This is a genomic window from Pseudomonas fluorescens, from assembly GCF_030344995.1.
Lineage (GTDB): Bacteria > Pseudomonadota > Gammaproteobacteria > Pseudomonadales > Pseudomonadaceae > Aquipseudomonas > Aquipseudomonas fluorescens_BF.
Map to the genome: position 1 here is coordinate 5,920,799 of NZ_CP128260.1, position 21,900 is coordinate 5,942,698.

General features: G+C 60.8%; 19 protein-coding genes. 12 read left to right on the forward strand and 7 right to left on the reverse strand.

Translation table 11 applies throughout. The annotated features are described in order from the left end of the window. Nucleotides 1-26: 26 nt before the first annotated feature. Both QR290_RS26720 and QR290_RS26725 read right to left on the reverse strand, forming a co-directional pair. Nucleotides 27-656: a response regulator gene (locus tag QR290_RS26720; protein ID WP_007959929.1), complete on the reverse strand. Its 630-nt coding sequence runs from the start codon at nt 654-656 to the stop codon at nt 27-29. Continuing rightward, on the reverse strand, nt 657-3,056 hold the full coding sequence (locus QR290_RS26725; protein ID WP_289203923.1) for a PAS domain-containing sensor histidine kinase: 2,400 nt from the start codon (nt 3,054-3,056) through the stop codon (nt 657-659). It abuts the gene before it with no gap. A 73-nt stretch (nt 3,057-3,129) separates the two neighbouring features. Here QR290_RS26725 and QR290_RS26730 point away from each other — a divergent pair, with 73 nt between their 5' ends. Next, nucleotides 3,130-4,119, forward strand: coding sequence for an alpha/beta hydrolase family protein (locus QR290_RS26730; protein WP_289203924.1), 990 nt, complete (start codon nt 3,130-3,132; stop codon nt 4,117-4,119). Between the two features lie 62 nt (nt 4,120-4,181). On the opposite strand, the gene QR290_RS26735 is transcribed toward QR290_RS26730, so the two are convergent. The 3 genes from QR290_RS26735 to QR290_RS26745 are packed head-to-tail and all read right to left on the reverse strand — an operon-like array spanning nt 4,182 to nt 6,638. Further along, nucleotides 4,182-4,949: a TerB family tellurite resistance protein gene (locus QR290_RS26735; protein WP_115079403.1), complete on the reverse strand. Its 768-nt coding sequence runs from the start codon at nt 4,947-4,949 to the stop codon at nt 4,182-4,184. A 1-nt stretch (nt 4,950) separates the two neighbouring features. Beyond that, nucleotides 4,951-5,622, reverse strand: coding sequence for an N-acetylmuramate alpha-1-phosphate uridylyltransferase MurU (gene murU, locus QR290_RS26740; RefSeq protein WP_115079404.1), 672 nt, complete (start codon nt 5,620-5,622; stop codon nt 4,951-4,953). After that, nucleotides 5,619-6,638, reverse strand: a complete 1,020-nt coding sequence (locus tag QR290_RS26745) for an aminoglycoside phosphotransferase family protein (RefSeq protein ID WP_289203925.1) — start codon at nt 6,636-6,638, stop codon at nt 5,619-5,621. The genes murU and QR290_RS26745 overlap by 4 nt, the downstream gene beginning before the upstream one ends. Before the next feature lie 130 nt (nt 6,639-6,768). On the opposite strand from QR290_RS26745, the gene QR290_RS26750 reads away from it, so the two are divergent. From QR290_RS26750 to QR290_RS26800, 11 genes are all read left to right on the forward strand, one after another. Further along, nucleotides 6,769-9,567 carry an LPS-assembly protein LptD gene (locus tag QR290_RS26750; protein ID WP_289203926.1) on the forward strand — a complete coding sequence of 933 codons (2,799 nt, stop codon included), beginning with the start codon at nt 6,769-6,771 and terminating at the stop codon, nt 9,565-9,567. Continuing rightward, nucleotides 9,548-10,864, forward strand: a complete 1,317-nt coding sequence (gene surA / locus QR290_RS26755) for a peptidylprolyl isomerase SurA (RefSeq protein WP_007959918.1) — start codon at nt 9,548-9,550, stop codon at nt 10,862-10,864. Before QR290_RS26750 ends, surA begins: the two co-directional genes overlap by 20 nt. Next, nucleotides 10,861-11,850 (forward strand): 4-hydroxythreonine-4-phosphate dehydrogenase PdxA, encoded by a 990-nt coding sequence (gene pdxA / locus QR290_RS26760; RefSeq protein WP_289203927.1) that lies wholly within the window; start codon nt 10,861-10,863, stop codon nt 11,848-11,850. The genes surA and pdxA overlap by 4 nt, the downstream gene beginning before the upstream one ends. Then, on the forward strand, nt 11,847-12,665 hold the full coding sequence (gene rsmA / locus QR290_RS26765) for a 16S rRNA (adenine(1518)-N(6)/adenine(1519)-N(6))-dimethyltransferase RsmA (protein WP_007959916.1): 819 nt from the start codon (nt 11,847-11,849) through the stop codon (nt 12,663-12,665). Before pdxA ends, rsmA begins: the two co-directional genes overlap by 4 nt. Before the next feature lie 116 nt (nt 12,666-12,781). Then, nucleotides 12,782-13,162, forward strand: coding sequence for a Co2+/Mg2+ efflux protein ApaG (gene apaG, locus QR290_RS26770; RefSeq protein WP_011336209.1), 381 nt, complete (start codon nt 12,782-12,784; stop codon nt 13,160-13,162). Next, entirely contained in the window at nt 13,162-14,043 is an 882-nt protein-coding gene (locus QR290_RS26775) for a symmetrical bis(5'-nucleosyl)-tetraphosphatase (RefSeq protein WP_289203928.1), read from the forward strand. The genes apaG and QR290_RS26775 overlap by 1 nt, the downstream gene beginning before the upstream one ends. A gap of 33 nt (nt 14,044-14,076) precedes the next feature. Beyond that, the gene (glpE, locus tag QR290_RS26780; protein WP_007959911.1) at nt 14,077-14,406 is read left to right on the forward strand and encodes a thiosulfate sulfurtransferase GlpE; all 330 of its coding nucleotides are present in this window, start codon (nt 14,077-14,079) and stop codon (nt 14,404-14,406) included. Between the two features lie 297 nt (nt 14,407-14,703). Beyond that, a complete protein-coding gene (locus tag QR290_RS26785) occupies nt 14,704-16,626 on the forward strand; it encodes a PrkA family serine protein kinase (protein ID WP_011336211.1) in 1,923 nt (640 codons plus the stop codon). 204 nt (nt 16,627-16,830) lie between these two features. Then, complete coding sequence (locus QR290_RS26790; RefSeq protein ID WP_007959907.1) at nt 16,831-18,102, forward strand: YeaH/YhbH family protein; 1,272 nt, start codon at nt 16,831-16,833, stop codon at nt 18,100-18,102. Then, entirely contained in the window at nt 18,099-19,670 is a 1,572-nt protein-coding gene (locus QR290_RS26795; protein ID WP_007959904.1) for a SpoVR family protein, read from the forward strand. Before QR290_RS26790 ends, QR290_RS26795 begins: the two co-directional genes overlap by 4 nt. 63 nt (nt 19,671-19,733) lie before the next feature. Beyond that, nucleotides 19,734-20,963: a multifunctional CCA addition/repair protein gene (locus tag QR290_RS26800; RefSeq protein ID WP_115079410.1), complete on the forward strand. Its 1,230-nt coding sequence runs from the start codon at nt 19,734-19,736 to the stop codon at nt 20,961-20,963. A gap of 39 nt (nt 20,964-21,002) precedes the next feature. On the opposite strand, the gene folK is transcribed toward QR290_RS26800, so the two are convergent. Continuing rightward, complete coding sequence (gene folK / locus QR290_RS26805; protein ID WP_289203929.1) at nt 21,003-21,521, reverse strand: 2-amino-4-hydroxy-6-hydroxymethyldihydropteridine diphosphokinase; 519 nt, start codon at nt 21,519-21,521, stop codon at nt 21,003-21,005. Beyond that, nucleotides 21,512-21,868 carry a dihydroneopterin aldolase gene (folB, locus tag QR290_RS26810; protein WP_064599849.1) on the reverse strand — a complete coding sequence of 119 codons (357 nt, stop codon included), beginning with the start codon at nt 21,866-21,868 and terminating at the stop codon, nt 21,512-21,514. The genes folK and folB overlap by 10 nt, the downstream gene beginning before the upstream one ends. Nucleotides 21,869-21,900: the final 32 nt, after the last annotated feature.

The window sequence follows — 21,900 nt, forward strand, 5'->3', positions numbered from 1 at the left end:
GCGCCTGTCGCTATTGGATATGTCGCTCAGAGGAGCTTGTGTTCCATTGCGTACTTCACCAGCTCGGCAAGTGAGGTGATGTTGAGTTTCTGCATCAGCCGCGCCTTGTGGGTACTGATGGTCTTGCTGCTCAGGGCCAGTTGCTGGGCGATGTCGTTGACGTTGGCGCCTTGCGCCAGGCGTTCGAACACCGAGAACTCGCGCTCGGACAGCAACGAATGCAGCGGCCGCGCATCGGTCAGGCCGACCTCGAAGACCATGCGGTCGGCCAGCTCCGGGTCGATGTAGCGCCCGCCGGCCGCGACCTTGCGGATCGCCGTCAGCAGCAGCGCCGGATCGCTGTCCTTGGTCGCATACCCGGCGGCGCCGACCTTCAGCGCCCGGGCGGCCATCTGCGCTTCGTCGTGCATCGACAACACCAGAATCGCCGGCGGATGGTTCAGCGCGCGGATTCGCGGAATCGCTTCGAGCCCGTTGACCCCGGGCATCGAGATATCCAGCAACACCACTTCACAGGGCACGTTGCGCAGGGTTTCCAGCAACTGCTCGCCGTTGCTCGCCTCCCCCACCACTTGCAGATCCTTGGCCAGGCCGATCAATTGCTTGATGCCTTCGCGAACGATGGTGTGGTCTTCGGCTACCAGTACACGGATCACTTACTTCTCCTCATCCAGCGGCACCCGCACGCTCAGCGTGGTGCCCTCGCCCGGCTCGCTGTCGAGTAACAGCTGCCCGCCCATGATCAACACCCGCTCGCGCATGCCCACCAGCCCGAACGACGTCGGCCTGCCGGCAGCGGCGACAAATCCTACGCCATCATCGCTGACCGTCAGACACAATTCGTCGCCTTGCTGCGCCAGCGTCAGTTCCACAGTATGCGCCTGGGCATGGCGCATGACGTTGGTCAGCGCCTCCTGAAGAATGCGGAACAGGCCGATGGCCTTGGCGTCGCTGAGCGGTGCAAGGTTGTCCGGCACCTGCACCAGACACGGAATCTGCGTACGCGCCTCGAACCGCCGCGCCTGCCACTCGATCGCCGAGGCGATCCCGGCATCGAGGATCGGCGGGCGCAACGCCGTCGCCACATCCCGCACCAGCTGGAACAACTGGGCGATCAGGCGCTTCATGCTGTTCAGCCGTTCGTTCAGACCCGGGTCGAGTTGCGCGTAGGCCAGTTCGCACATCGACGTCTCCAGTTTCAGCACCGTCAGCATCTGCCCCAGCTCATCGTGAACCTCGCGGGCGATGCGCGCCTTTTCCTCTTCGCGCACGCTTTCGAGGTGCGCCGACAGTTCGCGCAGTTGCTCGCGGGAGGCCGCCAGTTCCAGTTCAATGCGTTTGCTTTCGGTGATGTCCCAGACGATGCCGTCCCAGACATAGGAACCGCCCTCCAGTTGACGGGTGATGGCCTTGATCTCGGCCCAGCGCTGCTCACCCTGGCGCGTAAGAATCCGACCCTGCCACGACCAGTCGCTGTCGGTGTCCAGCGCCTGGTCCTGGGTCTGGTGATAAGCGACCCGGTCATCCGGATGCACCAGACTGCGCAGGCCCATGTCGCGATGGGCGATGGCGGCCGGCGCGTAGCCGACCAGACTTTCGCTGCCCTCGCTGATGTAGGCGAAATCGATCTGCCCGGTCACCGGTGCGCGCTCGAGACGGAACACCAGCCCCGGTACATTGGCCGCGATGCCTTGCAGCCGCGCCTCGCTTTCCTGCAACGCAGCCAGGGCACGACGGCGCTCGGTGACATCGGTGAGATAAACCACCAGGTACTCGCCATCGCGAAAACGCAGGAAGCTCAGCGACACATCCGCCGGCAGCACACTGCCATCGGCCCGCACACAGTTGGTTTCAAAACTCAGCGGCCCCTCTTCGCTGGCCCGGGCGCGTTTCCACAGGTTGAGCCAGCGGTCCATGTGCAGGCCCGGTTCGAAGTCGATCAACGGCCGGTCGATGATGGCGCCCTGTGGATAACCGAGCATGTTTTCTGCCGCGCGATTGGCGTAACGCACATGGCTGTCCCAATTGACCCAGAGAATGCCGACGGTGCTCTGATCGATGGAAAACTGGGTAAGGCGCAAGGCCTCTTCGCTGGCAGCACGCAGGGCGATGTCTTCACGCGCATCGAACAGGCGTTGTTCAAGACTGCGTTGCTGGCGGCGTTGCCAGAACACGATGGCCACGCAACTGAGCAGCAGCACCGCGAACAACAGACTCAGGTTCTGCCAGAAGCCCGGCGATTCGGAAAGTCGTGGATATTTGGGTTGCAGCCATTGCGCATGCAGGCGCTCCAGATCCTTGGCCGGGATTGCGCGCAGGGCGCTCTCGACGATTCCGGCCAGCTCCAGCCAGTCACGACGGGTGCCGATGCGCAGCAGTTGCGGCAAACCGATGTCCCCGACCACCACCAAGCCTGCAAACTCCGGTTCCGCCGACAGCCGACCGAGCTGCGCTTCATCGACCACCGCGTAGGACGCCTGCTGACTCAGCAGCAGTTGCAGCGCCTGACGCTCCATCGGTACACCTTGCAGATTCAGGTGGGGATAGTTGCCGCGCAGGTAATCGGCGGTGACGCCGGGCATGCGCACGGCGACGCGGGCCTGGCTGTCGAGTTTTTCCAGTTCCACGGTCGCACTGCTTTTCTGGTCGCTGACCACCAGTTGCGGCACGCGCATGTACGGGTCGGAAAACTGCCATAGACGCAGCCCGCCCGGGGTCTGGGTCAGGCCCGGAGCGATGTCGATTTCGCCGTCTCGGGCAGCCGCCTCGAGTTGGGCCAGATCCTGAAAATTGCGCCAGCTCAGCTCGACATTCAGCGCCTTGGCCAATGCCTTCATCACTTCGACGTTGGCCCCCGACAGCCGCTGCAAGCGCCGGTCGTATTGCGCGTACGGCGCCTGCAACACCAGACCGACACGCAATTCGTTGTGCTGCGCGAGCCACTGTTGCTCACTCGCCGACAACCGTGCGAGGTGACTCGGTGGCGCAGGCGCCGCCCAGCCCATCAAGGGAAACGCCAGACAGCCGATAACCCACAGGCAGCAAAAACGCATCATTGAAGTCTCATACACTGACAAATTCTGACCAACCCATTAGGCTGCCGGGATAACTTCTGGCCTGGAATAACCGATGCCCCCTGTCTATCGCCTGGCAATGCCAGCATTGTGCCTGTCGCTGATCCTGCCTTGTGCGTTTTCCGTCGAAGCCGCGGATCCGGCCCCCGCTCCCGCCGCAGAAAAAGCCGCCGAAGAAAAACCGGTCGAACGCCAGCCACTGCTTGAGCGTAGTCAGGAAGAAGCCGCAGCACTCGAACGCAAGGTTCCGGCTCAGGAACAACAGCAACTGCAAGCCGGCAGCGACACTTTCCTTGCCCTGTGGAAACCGGCCAACACCGCCGAACCCAAAGGCGCGGTAATCCTCATTCCCGGCGCTGGCGAAACCGCTGACTGGCCCCAGGCGATCGGCCCGTTGCGTCGCAAGTTGCCGGACGTCGAGTGGAGCAGCCTGAGTATCACCCTGCCCGATCTGCAAAGCGATGCCATCGCACCGCGCGTGGCCGAAGCCCCCGCCGCACCGAAAACCGCCGACCCGGGCAGCAAGGATTCGACCACCGCCGAGCCGATCGAACAAGCCGCCGGCGGCGAAGCCGATGTGGCTGACAAGGTTGTTGCCGAAACCACCGAAGAACAGTCCAAGGCTGATGCCGAGCGAATTTTCGCCCGCATCGACGCAGCACTGGCCTACGCCGAACAACAGAGCGCGCGCAGTATCGTCGTCCTCGGCCATGGCACCGGCGCTTACTGGGCCGCGCGCTACATGAGCGAGCGACAAAGCTCGCAGGTCGAGAAGCTGCTGCTGGTGGCCGCACAGACCCCGGCCAAGGCCAAGCCGGAACTGGTGGAACTGACGCCGACCCTGAAACTGCCGACAGCAGATATTTTCTACATGGATAAACCGCTGGACCGCAACGCGGCACTTGAGCGCATGCAGGCGAGCAAGCGGCTGAAAACGTCCGCGTTCAGTCAGGTCGCACTCAAGGCCCTGCCGGACAACAAAGCCGAGCAGGAGCAATTGTTCCGCCGGGTGCGTGGCTGGTTAAATCCGCAGAGCCCTGACTAAAAAAACCGACTGTCAAAACGCAGACAAAAAAATCGCAGCCCAACGCTGCGATTTTTTTATGCCTAGCGAAAATCCCGCCGCTCGCGAATCAACGTGTAGGCATTGTGCAACTCGCGAGTCCTCTCGGTGGCCTCGCGCACCTGCGCCGGCGTGGCGCCGGTCCCGGCCACCTTGTCCGGGTGATGCCGGCTGAGCAGACGTCGATAGGCACGCTTGATCTGCGCCGGTTCGCTGGTGGCCGATACGCCGAGCAGGCGCATCGCCTCCTGATAGCTCACCGCCGCACTGACGATCGGACGCTTGTGCGGCTCGTAGTCCGCTGCCAGCGCCTGGATCTGGTGCGTCGTCCAGCCCAGCCACTTGCCCCACTGCGCCAGCAATTCACGCTCGCTGACACCCGCCCGGCCATCGGCCCAGACCATTCGCCAGCAGGCGCGCAACACGCCTTCGGCCGCATGGGGTTGAGCGCTCAACCGACGCAGATAACCGCGCAGATTGTCGTTGCCGGACTTGCCGCGATTGAACGCAGCAATCGCCCGTCGCTGTGCCGGCTCGCTCATTTCCAGAGAACGCATCTCCTGCCGCGCCTGCTGGATGTGACCGTCCGTGACTCGCCCGTCGCTCTTGGCCAGACGCCCGAGCAACACGAACAACAATTCGTCGTTGCGCAGCATCGGCCGGCCGCCGAGTTTTTCCCGCAAATGCCCCCAGCTCTGCAAATGCAGGCGCCGATCCAGCGCCTGCCCCAACAAAGCACCAAGCATGGCCCCCGGAATGCTGGCGATAGCAAAACCCGCTCCGGCTCCAATCAGAGTCCCTGGCCACAACATATCAGCGACTCGCTTCTATCAAGGCTTCGGCTTCGGCCAGACGCTCGTGCGTGCCGACATCAACCCAGTGACCTTTCAACCGCTCGCCGGTTACCTGCCCGTTCGCCATGGCTTTTCGCAGCAGCGGCGCCAGTTTGAAGGCACCGTCGCTGCAGCCGTCGAACAATTGCGGGTGCAGTACGGCGATGCCGCTGTAGGTCAGGGTTGCCGCATCGGCCTGGCCATCACGCACCTGGCCGTCGGTGAGGGTGAAGTCGCCTGTCGGGTGATGGGCCGGATTGTCCGCCAGCACCAGGTGCGCCAGGCCAGTGATTGGCTGGTGCAGCACGCTGAAGTCGTAATCGGTCCAGATGTCACCGTTGACCACCAGAAACGCGTCGTCACCCAACAGCGGCAAGGCACGGAAAATTCCGCCGCCGGTTTCCAGTGGCTCGCCCTCCGGCGAGTACTGGATCGACACGCCGAACCGCGAGCCATCGCCCAGATGATCTTCGATCTGCTGTCCGAGCCAGGCATGGTTGATCACGATTTCATTGAAACCGGCCGCAGCCAGGGCACGCAGGTGATATTCAATCAGTGGTACGCCGCCGGCTCGCACCAGCGGCTTGGGGGTGGTCAGGGTCAGCGGGCGCATGCGCTCGCCTTTGCCTGCCGCCAGAATCATTGCCTTCATGCCGTCACTCCACCACGCAGGCTGGCGAGCAGTGCCTGCAGATCCGCCAACTCGGGACGGCGAGCGATGACTGCGTCTATATAAGAGAAGAAACGCGGCACATCACCGAGATAACGCGGCTTGCCATCGCGATGGCAGATGCGAGCGAAGATCCCTATGACTTTCAGATGGCGCTGCACGCCCATCAGATCACTGGCGCGCAGGAACTCTTCGAAGTCCGGCTGCACCGGGATGTTCAGCGCCGACGCCTGCTGCCAGTAGCTTTCCAGCCAGCCGCGCACACGCTCTTCAGGCCAGCTGAGGAATGCATCCTTGAACAGGCAGGTCACGTCGTAGGTCACCGGGCCATACACGGCGTCCTGGAAATCCAGCACACCGGGGTTCGGCTCGCTGAGCATCAGGTTGCGCGGCATGTAGTCGCGGTGCACCAGCACTTTCGGCTGGGCCAGGGCGCTGTCGATCAGCAGCTCGCTGACCGTTTGCCACTGCTGCTGTTGGGTGGCATCGAACTCGACGCCCAACTCGCGTTTCACGTACCACTCGGGGAACAGTCCCAGCTCGCGGCGCAACAACGCGACGTCATAGCTCGGCAGCGGTGCCACCATCGGCAGCTGCTGAAAAGCCAGCAGCGCTTGCAGGGCATCGCTGAATAACGCGTCGGCATTTTCGCTGTCGATCACGTCCAGATAGGTCTTGTTGCCCAGGTCATTGAGCAAAAGAAACCCGCGTTCGAGGTCTTCCGCATAAATTTTCGGCACGTTGATGCCGGATTTCGCCAGCAAAAAGGCGATATCCACGAACGGTTTGCAGTTTTCCTGAGGCGGCGGCGCGTCCATCACGACGAAGCTGCGACCCGCGCCTTCCCAACGGAAATACCGGCGGAAACTCGCGTCGCTGCTAGCCGCGGTCAACGTGGCCGGGGGTACGGTCCCCCAGCCCTGATCTGCAAAAAGGATTGCCAACTGTTCATCAAGCCAAACTTTCAGGTGTTGCAAGCGTACATCTTGATCAGGCATTGCAAGGGTCTCCGACGGCGCTAGCCGTCAAGCGGGTCATGCTTTATTATCCAGCATCTTTTTCAGACCATCGAGAGGCGTGCGGCCCACACCGCGGGCAGATGGCACGCAGGAAGCCCGGACTAATAAGATGGCATTGAAATCCCCCGCGTTTCGTAAAAAATTTCCGTTGTTGGTAACCGGCAGTCTGCTGGCTATGCAACCTCTGGCCAGTTCATTCGTTGTTGCCGCCGAGCAGTATGACTGCGCCGTCTCGGCAACGGGTGGCTGGGCCTGCTCGCCGAAGACACCGGCCGCTGCCTTGCCGCCGCGTCCCGTGCATGACGGCAGTGCCGTCAGCGCCGCTGGCGAAGCCCCGGCCGAGAGCGGCTCCACTGCGGAGTCCGGGCCCAAGCCGGTACTGGTTACCGAGTCCAAGGGCCGTGGCCTGAAATCCCGTAGCGAAGACTACAGTCACCTCGACTGGGTTCCGCGCGAGAAGCTCACCGCCGCCCAACTGGCCGAGACCGGTCCTTACTGCTCTGGTTCCTATATCGAACCGATTCGTCCTGGCATGAATGACAAGACGAATAAAAGTGACGCCCCGACCTTCATCGGCGCCAAGGCATCGCGTTATCAGCAGGATTCGCAAGTCGCGAGTCTGGCCGGTGACGTGGTCATGCGTCAGGGCAGCATGCAGGTCGAAGCCGACGAGGCCAACCTGTATCAGGCCGAAAGCCGTGGCGAACTGGCCGGCAACGTGCGCATTCGCGACAACGGCGCGCTGATTGTCGGCGACCACGCCGATGTGCAGCTCGACACCGGTGAAGCCAAGGTCGACAACGCCGAATACGTGATGCACAAGTCGCGCATCCGCGGTAACGCGCTGTACGCCAAGCGCGCCGAAAACGCGATCATCCGTCTGAAAGACGGCACGTACACCACGTGCGAACCGAACAGCAACGCCTGGCAGCTCAAGGGCAACAACATCACCCTGAACCCTGCCACCGGCTTCGGTACCGCGACCAACGTGACGCTGCGGGTCAAGGACATTCCGGTCCTGTACACGCCGTACATCTATTTCCCGATCGACGACCGTCGTCAGTCGGGCTTCCTGCCGCCGACCATCGGCACCGGCAGCGACACCGGCTTCATGCTGGTGACCCCGTACTACTTCAACCTGGCTCCGAACTACGACGCCACGTTGTATCCGCGCTACATGAGCAAGCGCGGCATGCTGGTGGAAGGTGAATTCCGCTACCTGACCAAGTCGAGCGAAGGCCAGTTCGGTGCGGCGTACCTCAACGACGAGGACGACGAGCGCAAGGGCCAGACCGACTACGACAAGACCCGCTACATGTACAACTGGCAGCACAAGGGTGGTCTCGACTCACGCGTGCTCACCCAGGTTGACTACACCAAGATCAGCGATCCGTACTACTTCCAGGATCTGCAGACCGACCAGATCGGCGTGAAAAGTGCCGACTACGTGAACCAGCAGGGCTCGGTCACCTATCGTGGCGACAGCTACACTGCCCGCTTGAACGCCCAGGCGTACCAGCTGGCAACCGTATCGAACATCACACCGTATGACCGCCTGCCGCAGATCACCTTCAATGGTCAGCTGCCGTATCACCCGGAAGGCCTGAACTTCGATTACGAGACCGAGATCGTACGGTTTGATCGCGATCTGAAAAGCGGCAACTTCGTCAACGAAGATGGCTCCACTGCACCTCGCCTCGATACGAACGTAGTGGGCCTGGCACGTGCAAATGGCGATCGTCTGAACCTGAAGCCGGGCGTCAGCCTGCCGATGAACTGGACCTATGGTTTCCTGAAACCATCGCTCAAGTATCAGTACACCCAGTACCAACTGGATCTGGATGGCACCGGAAAATCCCAGATCGCTGCGCAGACCGCCGAGCAGAACAAACTCAACGGTACGTTTGACAGCAACCAGAGCCGTGGCGTACCGATCGCCAGCATCGACAGCGGCCTGTACTTCGACCGCAACACATCCTACTTTGGCAAGAACTACCGCCAGACACTGGAACCACGCTTGTTCTACCTCTATGTACCTGAGGTGGACCAGGAAGACATTCCGGTATTCGACACCAGCGAGTACACCTTCAACTACGCCTCGCTGTTCCGCGACAACCGCTTCTCCGGTTCCGACCGTGTCGGCGACGAGAACAAGCTGTCGCTGGGCGTGACCAGCCGCTGGATCGAAGACGACGGGTTCGAGCGTCAACGCATCAGCGTCGGCCAGGCCCTGTACTTCAAGGACCGCAAGGTTCAACTCCCGGGTATCGCGTTCAACGATCGCGACGACGCCAAATCCAGCGTCTCGCCATACGCGCTGGAGTACGAATACCGCTGGAACCGCGACTGGCGCACCACTGCCGACTACAACTGGGATCCGGACAGCCGCAGCCCGCGTTCCGGCAGCGCGATGTTCCACTACCAGCCGGAAGACAATCCGAACAAGGTGGTCAACGTCGGCTATCGCTATCGCAACGACCAGGTCCGTTACGACCAGAACACCGGCAGATGGTCGGTGGGTGGTGGTGACTACGGCACCCCGGGCCAGCCTGGCTACGTGAAGGACTACTACAAGATCCAGCAGCATGACTTCTCGGTCATCTGGCCGATCGTTCCACAGTGGAGCGCGATCAGCCGCTGGCAGTACGACTACAACCGCAATCGCACGCTGGAAGCCTTCGGTGGTTTCGAGTATGACAACTGCTGCTGGAAACTGCGCCTGATCAACCGTTACTGGGTCAGCTATGACGAGTTCAGTCAGAACGCCCCGGAAAACGAAAAAGGCGACCACGGCGTCTTCCTCCAAATTGTTCTGAAGGGACTCGGCGGCCTCACTGGCGCCAAGGTAGAGAGCTTCCTCGACAAAGGCATCCAAGGTTATCGTCAACGTGAAGACCAAGCTTTCTGATTGTCTGCGCCCGCTGATGCTGGGCGCGCTGTTCCTGGGTACCGCGGCCAACGCCGCGGTGCAGTCCATCGATAAAGTGGTGGCCATCGTCGACAACGACGTGGTCATGCAGAGCCAGCTGGATCAACGCGTCCATGAAGTTCAGCAAACCATCGCCAAGCGTGGCGGCGGTCTGCCACCTCCGGGCGTATTGGACCAACAGGTGCTCGAGCGCCTGATCGTCGAAAACCTGCAACTGCAGATCGGCGAACGTTCCGGTATCCGCATCACCGATGAAGAGCTGAACCAGGCGGTCGGCACCATTGCCCAGCGCAATAACATGACCCCGGAACAGTTCCGCATCGCCCTGTCTCGCGATGGCCTTTCCTATGAGGACGCTCGCGAGCAGATCCGTCGTGAAATGGTCATCAGCCGCGTGCGTCAGCGCCGCGTGGCCGAGCGCATCCAGGTATCGGAACAGGAAGTGAAGAACTTCCTCGCCTCCGACCTGGGCAAGATGCAACTGTCCGAAGAACTGCACCTGGCCAACATCCTGATTCCGACGCCGGAAAGCGCCAACTCCGAAGCGATTCAGAGTGCTGCACGCAAGGCGATGGACGTTTACCAGCAGCTCAAGCAAGGCGCTGACTTCGGCCAGATGGCCGTGGCCAACTCCGCCAGTGACAACGCGCTGGAAGGCGGCGATATGGGCTGGCGTAAAGCCGCTCAACTGCCACCGCCGTTCGACCGCGAACTGAGCAGCATGACGGCTGGCGACATCACTCAACCGGCACGCACTCCGGGCGGCTTCATCATTCTGAAGCTGCTGGAAAAGCGTGGCGGCGAAAGCCAGATGCGCGACGAAGTGCATGTACGCCACATTCTGGTCAAGCCAAGTCCGGTTCGCGACGAAGCCAAGACCAAGGAACTGGCTCAGTCGCTCTATAACCGCATCGAAGCCGGCGAAGATTTCGCTGAGCTGGCCAAGAAGTATTCGGAAGACCCGGGCTCCGCTCTCAACGGCGGCGACCTGAACTGGATCGACCCGAATGCACTGGTACCGGAATTCCGCGCCGTGATGGCCAAGTCCCCGCAGGGTCAGCTGTCCAAGCCGTTCCAGACCCAGTACGGCTGGCACGTTCTGGAAGTCCTTGGCCGTCGCGCCACCGACAGCACCGAACAGGCCCGCGAGCAGCAAGCGATGACCGTATTGCGTAACCGCAAATACGACGAAGAGCTGCAAACCTGGCTGCGTCAGATCCGTGACGAAGCGTACGTAGAGATCAAACTCCCTGGTGCAGACCAGGCAGCGCAGTGAAACCCAAGCGTTTCGCGCTGACACCCGGCGAACCGGCCGGCATCGGTCCCGACCTGTGCCTGCTGCTCGCCTCGCAAGCCCAGCCACACCCCCTGATTGCCATCACCAGCCGCGACCTGCTCCAAGAGCGGGCCGCGCAGTTGGGGCTGGCTGTCAGCTTGCTGGACGTAGCACCTGACAACTGGCCGGACGCTCCGGCGCCCGCCAACAGCCTGTACGTCTGGGACACCCCGCTCAGCGCCCCCGTGGTCGCCGGGCAACTGGACAAGGCCAACGCCGCATTCGTCCTCGAAACCCTGACCCGCGCCGGCAACGGCTGCCTGAACGGCGACTTCGCCGGGATGATCACCGCCCCGGTGCACAAGGGTGTAATCAACGAATCGGGCATCGCGTTTTCCGGTCACACCGAATTTCTCGCCGACCTGACCCACACCGCCCAAGTGGTGATGATGCTCGCCACCCGCGGTTTGCGCGTGGCGCTGGTCACCACTCACCTGCCCTTGCGCGACATCGCCGATGCGATCACGCCGGAGCGGCTGGAACGGGTCACGCGGATTCTGCACGCCGATCTGCAACAAAAATTCGGCATCGCCCAACCGCGCATCCTGGTCTGCGGACTCAACCCGCATGCCGGTGAAGGCGGACACCTGGGCCATGAAGAAATCGACATCATCGAACCCACATTGGAGCGCCTGCGCGGCGAGGGCATGGACCTTCGTGGCCCGCTGCCTGCCGACACTCTATTTACCCCCAAATATCTGGAGCACTGCGACGCGGTGCTGGCGATGTACCACGACCAGGGCCTGCCCGTGCTCAAGTACAAAGGCTTCGGCGCTGCGGTCAACGTGACCCTGGGCCTGCCGATCATCCGCACGTCGGTCGACCATGGCACTGCCCTGGATCTGGCCGGCAGCGGCAAGATCGACACCGGCAGCCTGCAAGTCGCCCTGGAAACCGCCTACCAGATGGCCGAGACCCGTTTATGACCGAGCAATACCAACACAAGGCGCGCAAACGCTTTGGCCAGAACTTCCTGCACGATGCCGGCGTCATCGACCGCATCCTGCGCTCCATCAGTGCCAAGGCCGGCGACCGCATGCTGGAAATCGGGCCGGGCCAGGGCGCATTGACCGCCGGCATCCTCAATTCCGGCGCACAGCTGGACGTGGTGGAGCTGGACAAGGACCTGATCCCGATCCTCAACCAGCAGTTTGCCGGCAAGAGCAATTTCAACCTGCATCAGGGCGATGCGCTGAAATTCGACTTCAACAGCCTGAACGCTGCGCCGAACAGCCTGCGCGTGGTCGGCAACCTGCCGTACAACATCTCCACGCCGCTGATTTTCCACCTGCTGAACAACGCCGGCATCATCCGCGACATGCACTTCATGTTGCAGAAGGAAGTGGTCGAGCGTCTGGCCGCAGGTCCGGGTGGCGGTGACTGGGGCCGTCTGTCGATCATGGTTCAGTACCATTGCCGGGTCGAGCACCTGTTCAACGTCGGCCCGGGCGCATTCAATCCGCCGCCGAAAGTCGACTCGGCGATCGTCCGGCTGGTGCCGCACGCGGTACTGCCGCATCCGGCCAAGGATCATCGCCTGCTCGAGCGCGTGGTACGTGAAGCCTTCAACCAGCGTCGCAAGACCCTGCGCAACACCCTCAAGCAGTTGCTGAGCAACGCCGAAATCGAAGCCGCCGGCGTCGATGGCAGCCTGCGCCCCGAGCAACTCGACCTAGCCGCGTTCGTACGCCTGGCCGACAAGCTCGCCGAACAGCCGGCGAAGGCGCCTGAAGCCGACTGACCGGCAATCATCGCTATCGGGCGGGAGGCCAACTCTGGTCTACTGCCCGATACTTGCCTAGACTGAATTCCAATCAGCTACGCCCCGCGTCCCGCTTCGTTTTTAAGGCCTTTTGCATGTCCGATCCCCGCTACCAGGTCGATGTCAGTGTCGTTACCCACTATCTGGCAGACCAATCGCAACCCGAGCACGAGCGCTTTGCCTTCGCCTACACCATCACCGTGCAGAACAATGGCGAGCAACCGGCCCGCCTGATGTCGCGCCATTGGGTGATCACCGATGGCGACGGACATGTCGAAGAAGTGCGCGGCGCCGGCGTGGTCGGCCAGCAACCGCTGATCGGTGCTGGTAAAAGCCACACCTACAGCAGTGGCACGGTGATGACCACCAAGGTCGGCACCATGCAAGGCAGCTACGAAATGGTCGCCGACGACGGCAAGCATTTCGATGCGATCATCAAGCCCTTCCGCCTCGCCGTCCCTGGAGCCCTGCACTGATGGCGACGTATGCCGTCGGCGACCTGCAAGGCTGCCTCGAACCGCTCAAGTGCCTGCTCAAGCAGGTGGCGTTCGACCCCGCCCTGGATCGCCTGTGGCTGGTCGGCGATCTGGTCAACCGTGGCCCGCAGTCACTGGAAACCCTGCGCTTTCTTTATGGCATGCGCGACTCGTTGGTATGTGTCCTCGGCAATCACGATCTGCACTTGCTGGCCGCGGCGAAAAACATCGAGCGCATGAAGAAGTCCGACACGCTGCGTGAAATCCTTGAAGCACCCGACTGCGCCGAACTGATGGAATGGCTGCGCCAGCAGAAACTCATGCATTACGACGAGCAGCGCGAAGTGGCCATGGTGCATGCGGGCATTCCGCCGCAATGGTCGCTGCGCAAGGCGCTCAAGTACGCTGAAGAAGTCGAGACTGCGCTGCGTGACGACAACCTGCTTCCCCCCTTCCTCGACGGCATGTACGGCAACGAACCGGCGAAATGGGACAGCGACCTCAAAGGCGTGACACGCCTGCGAGTCATCACCAATTACTTCACCCGCATGCGTTTCTGCACCGCCGAAGGCAAGCTCGACCTCAAGAGCAAGGAAGGCCTCGACACCGCGCCACCGGGATACAAACCCTGGTTCCAGCACAAGGAACGCAAGACCCGTGGCCTGCGGATCATCTTTGGTCACTGGGCGGCGCTGGAGGGCAACGTTCACGAACCCGGCATCTGCGCCCTCGACACCGGATGCGTGTGGGGCGGCAGCCTGACCCTGATGAATGTCGACAGCGGCGAACGCCTGTCATGCAAATGCGACGAGCACGGGGCCGTCCTGCCCCCGGTCGCACCACTGATCACCGAATCTTCTCCCGTCAGCGCCCCGCGCTAGACTGCGTTTTCAGCCGAGCCACAGGAGCCCGCCATGAGCGAATTCAAACGTATCCCCCCGGAACAGGCACAGGCCCTGCGCGAACAAGGCGCCGTGGTCGTCGACGTCCGTGACCCGGCAACATTTGCCGCACTGCACATCAGCGGCTCAAAGCATCTGGACAATCATTCCCTGCATGCTTTCATCCAGGGCGCCGACCTCGATGCCCCCACCGTCGTGGTCTGCTACCACGGCAACTCGAGCCAGGGTGCCGCCGCGTATCTCGTGAGCCAGGGCTTCTCCGACGTCTACAGCATGGACGGCGGCTTCGAGTTGTGGCGTACGACTTTTCCTTCGGAAACTGCGCAAGGCACCTCCGAATAATTTTTTTGTAACGTGCAGGCCCCGGCTCCCGCGGGCTTGCGCGGTAGCAGACGAACGGTCTGAGACAACTAATTACGTATCTCGCCTTTACCTCCCGAATTCCCAACTATCCTTAAGCCCAGGCCATCCAAAACAGGGGAGAGCCGGTACACCGGCGCACGGGTCATCGGGAGTGACTTTCGCGATTGTCGATCGCGGAAGGGTTCTGGGGGGTAAACAACAGCTGCCATCGCGGCTGCTTGCCAGCATCGACTGAGTGATCCGGCGTCGGCTCCACGTATCGAGCGAGGTGACGTCATGAGTATCTTTAGCCACTTCCAACAACGCTTCGAGTCCACACGCCAGGAAGAATTCTCCCTGCAGGAGTACCTGGAACTGTGCAAAAAGGATCGCAGTGCCTATGTTTCCGCCGCCGAGCGTCTGTTAATGGCCATCGGCGAACCGGAACTGCTCGACACCTCGACCAATTCGAGGCTGTCGCGAATCTTTTCCAACAAGGTCATCCGTCGCTATCCGGCCTTTGAAGACTTCCACGGGATGGAAGAATGCATCGACCAGATCGTGTCGTATTTCCGTCATGCGGCCCAGGGTCTGGAAGAGAAGAAACAGATCCTCTATCTGCTCGGCCCCGTCGGCGGCGGTAAATCGTCCCTGGCCGAGAAGCTGAAACAACTGATGGAAAAAGTGCCCTTCTATGCCATCAAGGGCTCGCCGGTATTCGAATCGCCTCTGGGTCTGTTCAACGCCACCGAAGATGGCGCGATCCTCGAGGAGGATTTCGGCATTCCACGGCGCTACCTGAACACCATCATGTCGCCATGGGCCACCAAGCGTCTGGCCGAATTCGGCGGTGACATCAGCCAGTTCCGCGTGGTCAAGCTGTACCCGTCGATCCTCAACCAGATCGCCGTGGCCAAGACCGAACCGGGCGACGAAAACAACCAGGACATCTCCGCGCTGGTGGGCAAGGTCGATATCCGCAAACTCGAAGAATTCCCGCAGAACGACGCCGATGCCTACAGCTACTCCGGTGCGCTGTGCCGGGCCAACCAGGGCCTGATGGAATTCGTCGAAATGTTCAAGGCACCGATCAAGGTGCTCCACCCGTTGCTGACCGCCACTCAGGAAGGCAACTACAACAGTACCGAAGGCCTTGGCGCGATTCCGTTCACCGGGATCCTGCTGGCCCACTCCAACGAATCGGAGTGGCACACCTTCCGCAACAACAAGAACAACGAAGCCTTCATCGACCGGATCTATATCGTCAAGGTGCCGTACTGCCTGCGGGTCAGCGATGAAGTGAAGATCTACGACAAGCTGCTGTTCAACAGCTCCCTGGCCAAGGCGCATTGCGCGCCGGACACCCTGAAGATGCTGGCGCAGTTCACTGTGCTGTCGCGTCTGAAGGAGCCGGAAAACTCCAACATCTACTCCAAGATGCGCGTGTATGACGGCGAAAACCTCAAGGACACCGATCCGAAGGCCAAGTCGATCCAGGAATACCGCGATGCGGCAGGTGTCGACGAAGGCATGAACGGCCTGTCGACCCGGTTTGCGTTCAAGATCCTGTCCAAGGTCTTCAACTTCGATCCGCATGAAATCGCCGCCAACCCGGTACACCTGCTGTATGTCCTGGAACAGCAGATCGAACAGGAACAGTTCCAGGCCGAGACTCGCGAACGCTATCTGCGCTATCTGAAAGAGTACCTGGCACCGCGTTATATCGAATTCATCGGCAAGGAGATCCAGACCGCCTATCTCGAGTCTTACAGCGAGTACGGCCAGAACATCTTCGACCGCTACGTGCTGTATGCGGACTTCTGGATTCAGGATCAGGAATACCGCGATCCGGAAACCGGCGAGATCCTCAACCGCGTCGCCCTCAACGAGGAACTGGAAAAAATCGAGAAACCGGCCGGCATCAGCAATCCGAAGGATTTCCGCAACGAAATCGTCAACTTCGTATTGCGCGCCCGGGCCAACAACAACGGCAAGAACCCGACCTGGCTCAGCTACGAAAAACTGCGGGTGGTCATCGAGAAGAAAATGTTCTCGAACACCGAAGACCTCCTGCCAGTCATCAGCTTCAACGCCAAGGCCAGCAAAGAGGATCAACAGAAACACAACGACTTCGTTACACGAATGGTCGAACGCGGCTACACCGACAAACAGGTACGACTGCTCTCCGAGTGGTATCTGCGGGTCAGAAAATCACAGTAAACCGCGGCCGGTCAGACCGGTTGTCGTCAGCCCGAGGCCTGTGTGCGCATTTTCTGCTACACAGGCCTCTGGAAGGTGTTCGAAAGGCGGTAGCGAGGCTCAGGCAGCACCCAAAGCGCTTGGGGGAGCGTGTACGTCCCTTGGCATTCGGTTCAATGCTGCATGACCGCTCGCCCTTTGCAGGACAGCTTCTAAGGAGCAGTCATGAGCTATGTGATCGACCGACGTCTCAATGGCAAGAACAAGAGCACGGTGAACCGTCAGCGCTTCCTGCGGCGTTACCGTGACCACATCAAGAAGGCTGTCGAAGAGGCGGTCAGCCGGCGTTCCATCACCGATATGGAGCACGGCGAGCAGATCAGCATTCCCGGTCGCGATATCGACGAACCGGTGCTTCACCATGGTCGCGGCGGCAAGCAGACCGTGGTTCACCCCGGCAACAAGGAATTCACCGCTGGCGAACACATTGCCCGTCCGCCTGGAGGCGGTGGTGGCCGTGGACCGGGCAAGGCCGGCAACTCCGGCGAAGGCATGGACGAGTTCGTCTTCCAGATCACCCAGGAAGAATTCCTCGAATTCATGTTCGAGGACCTCGAATTGCCCAACCTGGTCAAACGCAACCTGACCGGCACAGATACCTTCAAGACCGTACGCGCGGGGATCAGTAACGAGGGCAACCCGTCGCGGATCAACATCATCCGTACCCTGCGCTCGGCCCACGCTCGGCGCATTGCGCTATCGGGCAGCAGCCGCGCCAAACTGCGCGAGGTCAAAGAGGAACTGGCGCGACTCAAACGCGAAGAGCCGGACAATTTCGGCGACATTCAGGATCTCGAGGCGGAAATCGAGAAACTCAGTGCACGCATCCACCGCGTGCCGTTCCTCGATACCTTCGATCTCAAGTACAACCTGCTCATCAAGCAGCCAAACCCCAGCTCGAAAGCCGTGATGTTCTGCCTGATGGACGTTTCCGGCTCCATGACCCAGGCGACCAAGGACATCGCCAAACGGTTTTTCATCCTGTTGTACCTGTTCCTCAAGCGGAACTACGACAAGATCGACGTGGTGTTCATCCGCCACCACACCAGTGCCCGGGAAGTGGACGAAGAGGAGTTTTTCTATTCCCGCGAAACCGGCGGCACCATCGTTTCCAGCGCCCTGAAACTGATGCAGGAGATCATGGCCGAGCGCTATCCGAGCAACGAGTGGAACATCTACGCCGCCCAGGCTTCCGACGGCGACAACTGGAACGACGACTCGCCGATCTGCCGCGACATCCTGATCAACCAGATCATGCCGTTCGTGCAGTACTACACTTACGTGGAGATCACCCCGCGCGAACATCAGGCCTTGTGGTACGAGTACGAACGCATCGCCGAAGCCTTTTCCGACACTTTTGCCCAGCAACAACTGGTCTCGGCCGGGGATATCTATCCGGTCTTCCGTGAACTCTTCCAGCGCAGGTTAGTGACATGACCGCCAAGACCGCCAAAGAGCAGAAGCGCCAACCCATTTCCACCGGCTCGGAATGGACTTTCGAGCTGATCCAGACGTACGACCGCGAAATCGCCCGTATCGCGGCCGGCTATGCCCTGGACACCTACCCCAACCAGATCGAAGTGATCACCGCCGAACAAATGATGGACGCCTACGCTTCGGTCGGCATGCCGCTGGGCTATCACCATTGGTCCTATGGCAAGCACTTCCTCAGCACCGAGAAATCCTACAGCCGCGGGCAGATGGGGCTGGCGTACGAGATCGTGATCAACTCGGACCCGTGCATCGCGTACCTGATGGAAGAAAACACCATCTGCATGCAGGCACTGGTGGTCGCGCATGCCTGCTACGGCCACAACAGTTTCTTCAAGGGCAACTATCTGTTCCGCACCTGGACCGACGCCAGTTCGATCATCGATTACCTGGTGTTCGCCAAGCAGTACATCATGCAGTGCGAGGAGCGCCACGGGATTGATGCCGTGGAGGATCTGCTCGATTCCTGCCACGCCCTGATGAACTACGGTGTCGACCGCTACAAACGTCCATACCCGATTTCCGCCGAGGAAGAACGGCGTCGGCAGAAGGATCGCGAAGAGCACCTGCAGAAGCAGATCAACGACCTGTGGCGCACCATTCCCAAAGGCGCGGACAAGTACAGCGACAAGGACAACGCGCGCTTCCCGGCCGAACCGCAGGAAAACATCCTGTATTTCATCGAGAAACACGCCCCGCTGCTGGAGCCTTGGCAGCGCGAGATCGTGCGGATCGTGCGCAAGATCGCCCAGTATTTCTATCCACAGCGCCAGACCCAGGTGATGAACGAAGGCTGGGCGACGTTCTGGCACTACACGCTGATGAACGACCTGTACGACGAAGGCCTGGTGACGGACGGCTTCATGATGGAGTTCCTGACGTCCCACACCAGTGTGGTGTTCCAGCCTGGGTTCGACAGCCCTTACTACAACGGCATCAACCCGTATGCGCTGGGTTTTGCGATGTATCGCGACATCCGCCGCATGTGCGAAGAGCCCACGGAAGAAGACCGCCGCTGGTTCCCGGAAATCGCCGGCAGCGACTGGCTGTCGACCATCAAGTTCGCCATGAGCAGCTTCAAGGATGAGAGCTTCATCCTGCAGTACCTGTCACCCAAGGTAATCCGCGACCTTAAGCTATTCAGCATTCTCGATGACGATCAGAAGGACGATCTGTTGGTGCCCGCCATTCATGACGAGGGCGGTTACCGGATCATTCGCGAAACGCTCGCGGCGCAATACAACCTCGGCAACCGTGAACCGAACGTGCAGATCTACAGCATCGACCGCCGCGGCGACCGCTCGCTGACCCTGCGCCACCAGCAACACGACCGCAAACCGCTGGGTGATTCCACCGAGGAGGTCCTGAAACACCTGCACCGGCTGTGGGGCTTCGACATTCATCTGGAAACCCTGCAGGGCGATCAGATCATGAAGACCCATCATGTTCCGCCTCGTAGCGAACACAGCGAGGGGGATTACGGTCGACTCGACCTGGCCGTCATTCATCTTTGATCCCGTTCAGGCCTCCGAAAGTCCGGCGCAAGGGTTATCCTGTCGGGCCAACGGAGGTTTTTTATGCAGATTTACAAGGTCGGCGGTGCGGTACGTGATCGCCTGCTGGGCAAACCGGTTACCGACATCGATTGGGTAGTGGTCGGCGCGTCCACAGAAGAAATGCTCGCCAAGGGATTTCGTCCGGTCGGCGCGGATTTCCCGGTGTTTCTTCACCCGAAAAGTGGCGAGGAATACGCCCTCGCCCGCACCGAGCGCAAGAGCGGTCGCGGTTATGGTGGTTTCACCTTTCACGCCAGCCCCGAGGTCACGCTTGAAGAAGACCTGATCCGCCGCGACCTTACGATCAACGCCATGGCCGAAGACGATCAGCAAAACCTGACCGATCCCTACCACGGCCAGCGCGATCTCGAAGAGCGGATTCTGCGCCACGTTTCCCCCGCGTTTGCCGAAGATCCGCTCAGGGTTCTGCGCGTTGCGCGCTTTGCCGCCCGCTATGCGGAGCTTGGCTTCAAGGTTGCGCCCGAGACATTGGAGCTGATGCGTCAACTCAGCGAATCAGGCGAACTTGAATCCCTTACGGCCGAACGCAGCTGGAAAGAGATTTCCCGGGCACTGATGGAAGATCAGCCCCAAGTGTTCATTCAGGTGTTGCGCGATTGCGGCGCCTTGAAGGTGCTGATGCCGGAGGTCGATGCCTTGTTCGGCGTGCCGCAACCGGAAGCCCACCACCCTGAAATCGACAGCGGCATTCACACCCTGAGCGTGCTTGAGCAGTCGGCCCTGCACAAGCAGCCGCTGACCGTGCGCTGGGCCTGCCTCCTGCACGACCTCGGCAAAGGCCTGACCCCGCAAGATGAATGGCCACGACACATCGCCCATGAGCACAAGGGCCTGAAGTTGATCAAAGCGGTCAACGAGCGCTTCAAGGCACCGAAGGATTGTCAGGAGCTGGCCTTGCTGGTCGGTCAATATCACACTCACGGCCATCGCGCCCTGGAGTTGAAGGCTTCGACCTTGCTTGAGTTGCTGCAAAGCTTTGACGTTTACCGTCGGCCACAGCGTTTCGAAGAATTCATCGTCGCGTGCGAGATGGATGCCCGAGGCCGCAAAGGGCTCGAGCAACGTAGTTATCCACAGGCGGATTACCTGCGCGGCGCGGCCAATGTGGCGCGCGGCGTGGCGGTGCAGCCATTGCTGGAGAAGGGATTCAAAGGCCCGGAACTGGGCGAGGCACTCAAGCGCGAACGGCTCAAGGCGTTGAAGGCTTACAAGGAATCGGCGGCGTCCTGAAAACACCTGATCCGCCCTCGCGAGGGCGGATCAAACTGTTCAAGACAGATTTGAAGGCGTGAGCTGAGTGCCGCGCCATTCAAATCCGACCGGTGCCAGCACCTGATCGATCTGCGCTTCGGCCCACAATGTGGCAAAGCTTTTTCCTACACCGGGATGCACCCGATCCGGCGCAATCAGCGACAGCGGCCACAGCACAAAGGCATTTTTCAGGATTTCCGCACGAGGCAGGATCAGTCCGTCGAAGTTGCCCGCCAGATCGCCGTACAGCAACACGTCGATATCCAACGGCAATCCCTTGCGATCCGGCGCATATCGGCCATTGTCCGCTTCAATGAATTTCAAGCGGCGATCCAGCTCGATCAACGACAGATCGGTGAACGCCGACACCACGAAGTTGAAGAACGGCCCGCTCTTGATTCCCACCGACTGGCTTTCGAACACAGGCGAGCAGCGGATATCCACCAGAAACGTGGACAAGGCATCCAGACCGGCCTGCAAATGGGTTTCGCGCTCGATATTGCTACCGAGCCCGAGATAGACCTGGGTCAGCGGCATCCGCGCTCGATCTCCACACCCACGCCACCCTTGGCGGCCGGTACGGCACCTGGCTTGGTCAGCTTCAGGCGCACCCAGGTGATCTTGAATTCGCTCATCAGCACTTCAACCAGGCGCTCGGCAAAGGTTTCGACCAGTTGATACTGGGATTGCTCGGCAAAGGCCTGGATCCGCGTGGAGACACTGGCGTAATCGAGCGCCAGGGTCAGGTCATCACCGGCGGCGGCCGGGCGATTGTCCCAGGCGAAGCTCAAATCAAGACGCAGGCACTGTCGGATGCCGCGCTCCCAGTCGTAGGCACCGATTACGGTGTCGACTTCCAGGCCCTCGATAAACACTCTGTCCAAGCACTTTTCTCCGCTGCACGACAAGGGCGCAA